Origin of the sequence: Paraburkholderia sp. BR14320, from assembly GCF_040948665.1 — a bacterium.
In the GTDB taxonomy this organism is placed as follows: Bacteria; Pseudomonadota; Gammaproteobacteria; order Burkholderiales; family Burkholderiaceae; genus Paraburkholderia; species Paraburkholderia youngii.
On the sequence record NZ_JBFPKG010000098.1, the window covers coordinates 1 to 9,310 of the forward strand.

Sequence of the window (9,310 nt, forward strand, 5' to 3'; positions counted from 1 at the left end):
CGGAAAACAAACTCTCGGTGAACGTGTCGGCGCCGCGCATGATCTCCAGTGGGCAAGTGGTGGTTCATCTATCAACGCTTCACGAACTCTGCGCGATGACGTGTTTCAGCGGTACTTCAGCAACCTGCTAAGGGGTGGTTGGCCACATTAGTTACGTATCCCAGTTTCATCAGCCCGTCCGGTTCCTACCTTGGGCAGGCGGTTCCGATGGGAGCTGCGGCAACGGCGATCTCCGTCGGGGTCTATTGCGGATATATGTTTCTTGCAGATCGCGCAAGCGTGGTATTGATCAACAGATCCATGCTTGAGAAGATTACGGGCGCACTTTACGCATGCGTCGCAGCCAGCTTGATCTTCTTAAACAGGTGAAGACCTAAACTTGCTCGCAGTCGGTCAGACGTGGTGTTGTTGGTATGCCGTACAGTCTTGCGGGTATCGCGTAGTTTCGAAACGGAGGTTGTGCTTCCATGCCGATCAAGGTTCCAAAAGGTTTGCCGGCTGCAATTGCTTTACAAAAAGAAGGCATCAAGGTAATGGAGCACGAAGCTATGTATCGGCCGATTGAACGTCCTTTGCATATTGGTTTGCTAAACCTGATGCCCAATAAAATAGAGACGGAAATCCAAATTGCACGTCTCCTCGGTGCAACGCCCATATTGGTTGACCTCACCTTGGTAAAGATAGCCAGTCATTTACCCAAGAACACACCAGCAATTCATTTGGCGTCGTTTTACCAGGATTGGGAAGAGATAAAGGAGCGGATATTTGACGGCTTTATTATTACCGGCGCACCGGTTGAGTTGATCCCGTTTGAGGAAGTGGCGTATTGGAACGAGTTAACTCAGATTCTCAACTGGACTCAAACCAACACTCTGAGCTGCTTCAACATCTGCTGGGCCGCACAAGCGGCGCTATATCATTTCCACGGTCTGCCTAAGTACACATTGAATGAGAAGGCTTTTGGTGTCTTCAGGCACCAAGGCGTGGGGTCCACATCACCGTATCTGCGGGGCCTGTCAGACGATCTCTTTGTTCCCGTATCCCGATGGACGGAAATGCGACGCGCCGACATCCCACCAGGCAGCGGTATCTGTGTGCTCATCGAATCGCCGGAAACAGGCCTGTGTCTGCTTGATGACCCGAACCATCATTCCCTGCATATATTTAATCACCTAGAGTACGATTCGCAAACGTTGGCAGACGAGTATCTCAGAGACCGTTCACTTGGTCGTCGGGTAAGTATTCCGGCAAATTATTTTCCGGAGGATTGCGAAGATCTTCGGCCGCGCAATTGCTGGCGCAGTCACGCCAACATAATTTTCGGAAACTGGATAAAACAAATTGGCATGATCAAGCCACATCAAGATTAGATCACTCGTTTGCCGGGTCAAATTTGTCCGCGCATAGTGGATTGGGTGTGCGTGCCGGAAGAGCTTATTTACGTTCCGCGGGAGGGAATATGAATCTGAAATTCGAAGAATTGAAACGGGATGTTGCTTCGGGTGCTATTGATACAGTTATCGCTTGCATGGTTGACATGCAAGGTCGGCTTGTCGGGAAGCGGTTTCAAGGGGACTTTTTCGTTAAGCATGGCTATCTGGAAACGCATGCCTGCAATTACTTGTTGGCCAATGATATCGAGATGGAACCGGTGGCAGGGTACACGTGTTCAAGTTGGGAAGCTGGATATGGCGATTTTGTGCTCAAGCCCGACCTTTCGACATTGCGGCGCATTCCTTGGCTTGAAGCGACGGCGTTGGTAATTTGCGATGTTTTCGACCAGTGTCAGGAGCCCGTTGCTCATTCGCCGAGGCAGATTCTACAGGAGCAGCTTCGTCGTCTGAACGAGAGGGGAATGGCCGCGTGCTTCGCATCGGAATTAGAGTTCTACCTATTCGATGAGTCTTACGAGTATATATCGATGAAGAAATTTCGCGACCTGTTAACCTCTGGAACGTACAACCAAGACTACCATATCCTGTCGACCTCGCGAGAGGAATCGGTCATGCGTCGGATAAGGAACGGATTGCACGGTGCGGGAATCGCGATCGAATGCTCGAAAGGGGAATCGGGGCCTGGGCAGGGCGAAATCAATGTACGCTACGCCGATCCGCTAGTGATGGCTGACCAACATACGCTAATTAAGCACGGCACCAAGGAAATTGCATCCCAGGAGAATAGAGCCATTACGTATATGGCCAAGTGGAACTACCAGTTGGCAGGTTCTTCCAGCCACATTCATTCCTCCCTGTGGACACTAGATGGAGCTCCGCTTTTTTTTGACAGAAATTCGCCCTATGGCATGGCCAATGTTATGCGCCACTACCTTGCGGGTCTTCTGAAGTATTCGAGAGACATCACGCTGTTTTTAGCGCCATACGTTAACTCATATAAACGATTTCAAAAAGGGACGTTCGCGCCGACCAAGGCGGTCTGGAGCCCAGACAATCGTACGGCTGGTTTCAGGGTTTGCGGCGAAGGCTCGTACGCGGCTAGGGTCGAATGTCGGATCGGAGGCGCGGATCTCAATCCATACCTGGCCTTCGCGGGGTTGATCGCGGCCGGCCTCGCGGGGATTGCCGAGAACCTCGAACTGCCCGGTCCATGTCATGGTGACGCGTACCGTGATCGCGATCTTCCGGATATTCCCAAAACGCTAAGAGAATCGATCGATGTTGCATCAAATTCAGCCTGGCTGCGGGATGTCCTGGGAGATGATGTTGTTAAGCATTACGTGCATGCGGCCCGGTGGGAACAGTTGGAATATGATCGCCGAATAACAGACTGGGAACTCGGGAGAGGATTCGAGAGAACCTAGGGGCAGGCTTACCGTTAGCTTGCTGCGGAGAACTGAGCATGCCCGATGCTACAGAAAGGGAAATGGGCGGCAAGTAACCCGAAAACTGCTACTGCAGATGGTGAAAATTCTTGCTACGATGACAAAAAGCGTCCGAGACGTACCGATGCTGGCAGTTGAACTGCCAGCATGGCGTCCTTGGCAAGGACGGTAGTTCCTTCCAAGTCGGCTTCATCAGACGGCTATCGCGCCGGTCCTGTCATACACACAAAGGCTGTCAACGCAGCTGTTGGGCCGACAGTGATGACGATGCTTCCGGGCCGGCCGCGCTGATCGATCGGACGCACTCATTCGAAGCGGTAGGCTTTGGTGACCGTGCCCCGAAACAATGCTTCGCGCTCTGCGGGACTCGCTTGCGCAGTCAACTTCTTGAAGGCGTTCCAACCGTTGCTGAAGGGATAAGAGCCCTTGTCCACGGGGAAATTGCTTTCGAACATGCAGCGGGCCGCACCGAATGCATCGATACACGTATAGATCCATGGCTTCCACGCCTGTGCCAATTGGTCCGACGAGGGTGGGCGTTCGCCCTTTTCGAACTCGAAGCCATTGATGCGCATACCAAGGCCACCCACCTTCACATAGACATTCGGCAGTTCGGCGAGTGTGCGCATTGAACGGGACCACGCATCGAATACTTCCTCGCGCTGCTTTGCATAGCTGGCGATCCGGAGAACGCCGCCGCAATGGTTGATGATGAAAGGCGTATGAGGATTCGACTTGGCCAGCTCGTACAACTCCGGCAACTGCGGAAAGAATAACCACGCGTCGTATGACAGTCCAAGCGAAGCTAGTTGTGCGACTCCCGCCCCGTAGTCCGGATCGAGCAGCAGCCCTCGCGGGGGCGCCGATAATGGATTGACAAGGGTCCGGTCGGCATCCCAAGTAACGAGGTGCCTAACGCCACGAAATCTGCCATCGCCAGCATGCAGTTCTGCCTCGAGAGCATCGCGCACCGCTGATCCGCGGCGAAGATCAGCGTAGCCGACCATGGCTTTTGCAACCTGCGGCTTGCCGCTCTGCAAAGGACTCGTAACGCTTGCAACATATTCGATTTCTCCCACAGGGCGCAGTGCCTCGGGACCAGACGGGCGATACCGTGTCAGCGCCTGCATGAACACCGAGGCAGTAATGTTATGTCCCGAGCGCGCGTCCTCGAGATACTCGTCCAGAAGGTAGGTCCATCCTGGGCGCTCGTAGAAGTGATGATGCGCATCGATGATCGGCATGTCGGGTTCGAGCGCGGCTTCGGTGCCGCGAGCGAGCCAGTCGGCCCGAACGGGAAGGTAATTGCTCGTTGTGCTCATGAGGTGCTTTTCCTCTCTTTCAAACGCATGGCGCCCGGTAACAGGGGAGAGAATCATGGAAGCTGAGGCAGTGCCGAGCAATTGCCGACGCCGCGGCGAATGTGATTTTTTCATGCCTGTTCTCCGGAAGCCAACGCATGAAGTGACAGTGTCAGCAATGTCGTGATGCCCAGCGCGATTGACAGGCCAATCATGCCGGCCGAGAACGTACCGAAACCGTCTTTCAGATAGCCGATGAGATACGGTCCGACAAAGCCGCCAAGCGCGCCGAACGAGTTGATGAAAGCGAGCCCACCGGCGGCCGCTTGGCCTGAAAGGAAGCTGGTTGGGAGCGTATAGAAGATCGTTCGCCCGGCAATCGTGCCGATAAGCGCGAGCGTTAGGCCGGCCATCGTCGGAAGCAGTTGATGAAAGTACGTCGAGACGCCGAGCGCGATTGCGCCGATCAGCAGACCCGCGGCCAGATTCGCTATCGGCCCGCCGCGACTGTCGACTCGTTTGGCCCACCAGAGCAACGCAACAGTAGCAAAGAAGTAAGGCACTGCCGACATCCAGCCCGTCTTTGCCACGCTCATGCCGTGAGCCCTCAGCATCTGAGGGAGCCAGATACCGATGCCGTAAGAGCCCATCGTGAAGCCGAAGGAAATCATCGCCAGAATGTAGGTTCGCACGTCCTTCAATGCCGCAACGAAATGCTTCTTCTTCCGACTTGACGTGTCTTCTCGATCGAACGCCCCCTGCAGAGCTTGCCGTTCGTCGTGCGACAACCACTTCGCATCGGCGGGCTTGTCGTCCAGCATTTTCAGTACCAGAAAACCGAGGACGCACGCGGGCAGTCCTTGAACGACGAACATCCACCTCCAGCCAGCTAGTCCCAAGACACCGTCCATGTGCAGCAGGCCAGCCGAGAGCGGCCCCCCCACGAGCGACGAGAGCGGCGTGGAGACGGTGAACCAAGCCAGAACTCGGGTGCGATAGGCAGGCGGAAACCAGACCGCGAGAAAAAAGATCACACCGGGGAAAAAACCGGCCTCGCCGATGCCAAGCATCAGCCGGATCGCGTAGAAGCTTTTCGGGCCGACAGCTAGTGCCGTTGCCGCTGCGAACAGCCCCCACGTGATCATGATGCGGGCGAGCCAGCGCCGTGCGCCGAAGCGGTACAGCGCGAGGTTACTCGGAATCTCGAACAAGCAATACCCCGCAAACATGATGCCAGCCCCCCAGCCGAACTGCGTGGCGGTCAAGTCCAGATCGCGGTTCATTGTCAACGCCGCGAAACCGACGCTGGTGCGATCGAGATAGTTGAAGAAGTACGCAAGCGCCAGTAGCGGAATGAAGCGCCGCGCGGCTTTTCTGACCGCGGAGTGCTCGAGGGTGGAATCCGCCGCGCGGCCTGTGGCGATATTCGATGAACTTAATGCCATGCCTCGTCTCCGGACAAATCGCGGCGTGCAGAGGCCCGGCCTCTGCGGAACAGTGACTGCTTGTTTGCTTCGCTGGTTCAGGCGCTGGCGAGTTCGTTCGCCGAAGGATTCGACGCATCGTGAGGCTGGGCGTCCCGACACTTGACAATCCCAGCCTCGACCAATCGTCCGAGATCCTCAGCCGTGTATCCGAGATCTGTCAGAAGCGCCTGAGTATCCTGACCGAGCGAAGGCGGCGGCGCGCGTAGATGCAGGCGCTCACCACCGAGCGTCAAGGGCAGCAGCGCAGTCCGTGTCGCGATGGCTTGCCCCGCATCGCTGGCGTCAGGCGGCAAAGTCACTTGGGCGAGTCCGCCGGTAGCGAGCAGGTGCGGATCATCGAAAAGGTCCTGCGGCTTCATGATCGGCGCATAAGGCAGCCCGCAGCGCTCGAAGATCGCGCTGATCTCCGTGGCGGTGAACGCTTCCAAATGTTTTTGAAGCTGCGGCAGCAACCATTCGCGGGCCTGCACGCGCAGATTGTTGGAGGCTAGCCGCTCATTCGACTTGAGCTCCGCCAGCCCGAAAGCGTCGCAGAACGGCGCCCATTGAGTATCGGAGACGACCGCAAGAAAGATCTGCTCGCCATTTTTCACCGAGAACACGTCATAGATGCCCCAGGCTGAAATGCGGCTTGGCATCGGCGCCGCGGCAGTACCGGTCACCGTGTACTGCATCATGTGCTGTGCTACGAGGAACACATTGTTCTCGAACAGCGCGCTTTGCACTTCCTGACCCCGGCCGGTGCGTTCGCGTTGTGCGAGGGCCGCCATCGCACCGATCGCGCCGAACATGCCTCCCATGATGTCGTTGACACTCGTTCCGGCGCGCAGCGGCCTGCCTTCCGGTCCCGTCATGTAAGCGAGGCCGCCCATCATCTGCACGACCTCATCCAGCGCGGTGCGATGGTCGTATGGGCCGGGCAGAAACCCTTTATGCGACACGTAGATGAGACGCGGATTGATCCTGGACAGTGCAGCATAACCGAGGCGAAGTTTGTCCATCGTGCCGCTCTTGAAGTTCTCGCTGAAAATGTCCGCCCCTGCAAGCAGCTTGTGAATGATTTCCACGCCGCGCGGATCTTTTACGTCGACAGCGATGCTCTTCTTGTTGCGGTTGAACGTGCTGAAGAAGCCCGCCCCGGACCCGCGCAAAGCGCGCGTGCTGTCGCCGGAAATGGGTTCGACCTTGATCACCTCCGCGCCGAGGTCCGCCAGCACCATGCCGCATGTGGGCCCCATCACCATGTGCGTCATCTCGACGACGCGTACGCCGCTATACGGCAAATCTTGGTTGGCTCGCACTTTGCTCATTGCGCTAGTCTGATCCGGTAGTCTTCCGGTTGCGGCGCACGGGGTGCGTGGCCGTCTGCATACGCGAATCCTTTGGGGAGCCCCGCGTCCTGCAAGTGTCCGTATAACGCTTCGCGAGGCAACGCATCGGCGAGAATGGCACGCGCGGCAATCAGCCTGTCGATGTCCACGCCCGTGTCATAGCCCATGGCTTCCAGCAGGAAGACCAAGTCCTCAGTCACGATGTTGCCGGTTGCGCCCGGCGCATAGGGGCAGCCGCCGAGACCCGCCTGGCTGGAGTCGATCGTCGTCACGCCGACTTCAAGCGCTGCGACGACGTTGGCAAGTCCCTGTCCGCGCGTGTTATGGAAGTGTGCACCGCCAGCCTTTGAGCCAAGTTCCGTTTGGAGCCGGCGAAACAGCCGGCGAACCTGGGTCGGGTTCGCGTAGCCGCTCGTATCGGACAGGCCGATTTCATCAACACCACACTCGGCCATTGCCAAACACATGCGCATCGTCTGGTCATCGGTCACAGTGCCGGCGATCGTGCAGCCGAAGGCAACCGAAATGCCGGCCTCTATCTCTACGTTTGGAAACCGTTCGTTGCGAAGCGCGACGATATTGCGCACTTCCTCGATCATCTGCTCATTGGTTTTCTGCATATTGGCCAGCGAGTGTTCTATGGTCACTGACACGGGAAGCGTGACCTTGTGCACGCCAGCTTCGAAACCGCGCTGACTACCACGCAGGTTCGGCGCGAGAACCGCGACGCGCAAATCCGGAATAGACAGCCCATGCGCGACGACTATACGAATGTCAGCCATCTGCGGCAGCAGCTTCGTCGGCACGAATGAACCCATTTCAATTTCCCTAAGACCCGCAGCGGCGAGCGCGGAGATCCATCGCAGCTTCGCTGCCGTGGGCATCACGGTTTTAACGCTCTGCAATCCGTCGCGCGGCCCGACCTCGCTGATCAACACTTCGGGATTCGGGGTATTCAAGAGTAACTCCATGGTTCTATACAATAGATCCTAGGTCTACGTGATAGAACTCTAGATGGTCGGATTAATCTCGTTAATAAGGGTAAACCCTCGATGCCAAAGTGAAACTTGAGTTCTGTCAAGCGAAACCGTAAAGTGACGGCAATTGACCAAAGGGGAAGAAATGACTGGCATTGGGCCCGACGACGGGCAGCGTTCAGTCGACGCATCGAAGACAAGCAGCGGAGTCGCGGTTCTTGACCGAGCTTTTGCTATTCTGAGCGCATTCGGCCCGACCGACGACCAGTTGACGCTAACCGAGCTTTCGCGCCGTGCCGGGTTGTACAAAAGTACGGTCTTGCGGTTGCTCGGCGCTTTAGAGCACGGCGGATTTATCCGGAAGTTGAATGACGGTCAGTACTCTATCGGACCTCAACCGCTACGGCTCGCAATGCTTTACCAGCGGTCTTTTCAAGTCGGTCCAGTGGTGGAGCCGATCCTTCAGCAGCTCAGTCGGGACTTGGGCGAGACGGCATCTTTCTATGTGCGGCAAGGTGACCAGCGCTTAGTTCTGTACCGCGTGGAGCCTTCGAGAAGCGTGAGAGTAGCGATACGTATTGGGGAGGAATTCGCGATTGACAACGGCGCCTCCGGCAAAGTACTGCTCGCTTTCACTGAATCGTCAGATCCGCGCTGGAATCGGGTGCGGGAACAATTGTGCGCGGTCTCATACGGTGAACGCGATCCTGAAACGACATCAGCATCGGTGCCGGTGTTCGATTCAACCGGTCAGCTAGTAGGCGCTCTGACTCTATCGGGACCGAAGGGCAGATTCGACATCCCATCTACGATCAAGCTTGCTCTTAAGGAGTTGCTTCTCAGCGCGCAGCGAGCGACGGTTGCCTTGGGGGGCAGGGGCGCGAAATACGATGCAAGCATCGCCAGATTCATCCAGGAAGACGCCCCAAATCTTGAAGGAGTGGATATCGATAGAAGCAGCTAAATGCGTCTCTTCATCGGCGCCTTTTGGTTGGTCCGCCTCGCCAACCGCTCTAGGAGCAAGACGACCTTACGGTCTCGCTGCTTCTATATTCGATAGAGTTTTCTGATGAATTGCCCACGACCGTCCGTGTGTAATTTATCTGCGGCGCTGATCGCGGGCATCGACGCGAACATCTCCTGGTTGTGACTGATCCTTATATCGACGAACTCGCCAAAGAGCAGTGCCTGCCGCTCACACTGTTCGCATGGTGGTTAGTGCCTGCGCGCAACGTTAGTCACCGACCGGGGTAAGCGGCTCATGACGGCCATTCTCGACGGCTGAGCGAACCGGTTGGTAGTTTAGTTCCCGCTAAATAATTTGGTGGGAACTAAAGTGGACGAGACATTGAATCGGATCGCGAAGGTCAAGCGA

7 protein-coding genes are annotated in these 9,310 nt (G+C 56.5%); 3 read left to right on the top strand and 4 right to left on the bottom strand.

Annotation, left to right across the window (positions count from 1 at the left end; genetic code table 11):
- Nucleotides 1-467: 467 nt before the first annotated feature.
- On the top strand, nucleotides 468-1,370 hold the full coding sequence (metA, locus tag AB3X89_RS38050; protein ID WP_368587787.1) for a homoserine O-succinyltransferase: 903 nt from the start codon (nucleotides 468-470) through the stop codon (nucleotides 1,368-1,370).
- Nucleotides 1,371-1,459: 89 nt separating this feature from the next.
- On the top strand, nucleotides 1,460-2,818 hold the full coding sequence (locus tag AB3X89_RS38055; protein WP_368587788.1) for a glutamine synthetase family protein: 1,359 nt from the start codon (nucleotides 1,460-1,462) through the stop codon (nucleotides 2,816-2,818).
- Nucleotides 2,819-3,144: 326 nt separating this feature from the next.
- Here AB3X89_RS38055 and AB3X89_RS38060 read toward each other — a convergent pair whose 3' ends face one another.
- The 4 genes from AB3X89_RS38060 to AB3X89_RS38075 all read right to left on the bottom strand — a co-directional run bounded on the left by AB3X89_RS38060 (nucleotide 3,145) and on the right by AB3X89_RS38075 (nucleotide 7,917).
- Nucleotides 3,145-4,275, bottom strand: a complete 1,131-nt coding sequence (locus tag AB3X89_RS38060; protein WP_368587789.1) for an amidohydrolase — start codon at nucleotides 4,273-4,275, stop codon at nucleotides 3,145-3,147.
- The gene (locus tag AB3X89_RS38065) at nucleotides 4,272-5,585 is read right to left on the bottom strand and encodes an MFS transporter (RefSeq protein WP_368587790.1); all 1,314 of its coding nucleotides are present in this window, start codon (nucleotides 5,583-5,585) and stop codon (nucleotides 4,272-4,274) included. Before AB3X89_RS38065 ends, AB3X89_RS38060 begins: the two co-directional genes overlap by 4 nt.
- Before the next feature lie 77 nt (nucleotides 5,586-5,662).
- Entirely contained in the window at nucleotides 5,663-6,937 is a 1,275-nt protein-coding gene (locus AB3X89_RS38070; RefSeq protein ID WP_368587791.1) for a CaiB/BaiF CoA transferase family protein, read from the bottom strand.
- Nucleotides 6,934-7,917 (bottom strand): hydroxymethylglutaryl-CoA lyase, encoded by a 984-nt coding sequence (locus tag AB3X89_RS38075; protein ID WP_368587792.1) that lies wholly within the window; start codon nucleotides 7,915-7,917, stop codon nucleotides 6,934-6,936. Before AB3X89_RS38075 ends, AB3X89_RS38070 begins: the two co-directional genes overlap by 4 nt.
- A gap of 163 nt (nucleotides 7,918-8,080) precedes the next feature.
- Here AB3X89_RS38075 and AB3X89_RS38080 point away from each other — a divergent pair, with 163 nt between their 5' ends.
- Nucleotides 8,081-8,899 (top strand): IclR family transcriptional regulator, encoded by an 819-nt coding sequence (locus tag AB3X89_RS38080; RefSeq protein ID WP_368587793.1) that lies wholly within the window; start codon nucleotides 8,081-8,083, stop codon nucleotides 8,897-8,899.
- Nucleotides 8,900-9,310 lie beyond the last annotated feature (411 nt).

Bases quoted from the DNA above. Each gene is read 5' to 3' on its own strand.
- AB3X89_RS38055 (WP_368587788.1), top strand. From the start codon at position 1,460: ATGAATCTGAAATTCGAAGAATTGAAACGGGATGTTGCTTCGGGTGCT.
- metA (WP_368587787.1), top strand. From the start codon at position 468: ATGCCGATCAAGGTTCCAAAAGGTTTGCCGGCTGCAATTGCTTTACAA.
- AB3X89_RS38080 (WP_368587793.1), top strand. From the start codon at position 8,081: ATGACTGGCATTGGGCCCGACGACGGGCAGCGTTCAGTCGACGCATCG.
- AB3X89_RS38070 (WP_368587791.1), bottom strand. From the start codon at position 6,937: ATGAGCAAAGTGCGAGCCAACCAAGATTTGCCGTATAGCGGCGTACGC.
- AB3X89_RS38065 (WP_368587790.1), bottom strand. From the start codon at position 5,585: ATGGCATTAAGTTCATCGAATATCGCCACAGGCCGCGCGGCGGATTCC.
- AB3X89_RS38060 (WP_368587789.1), bottom strand. From the start codon at position 4,275: ATGAAAAAATCACATTCGCCGCGGCGTCGGCAATTGCTCGGCACTGCC.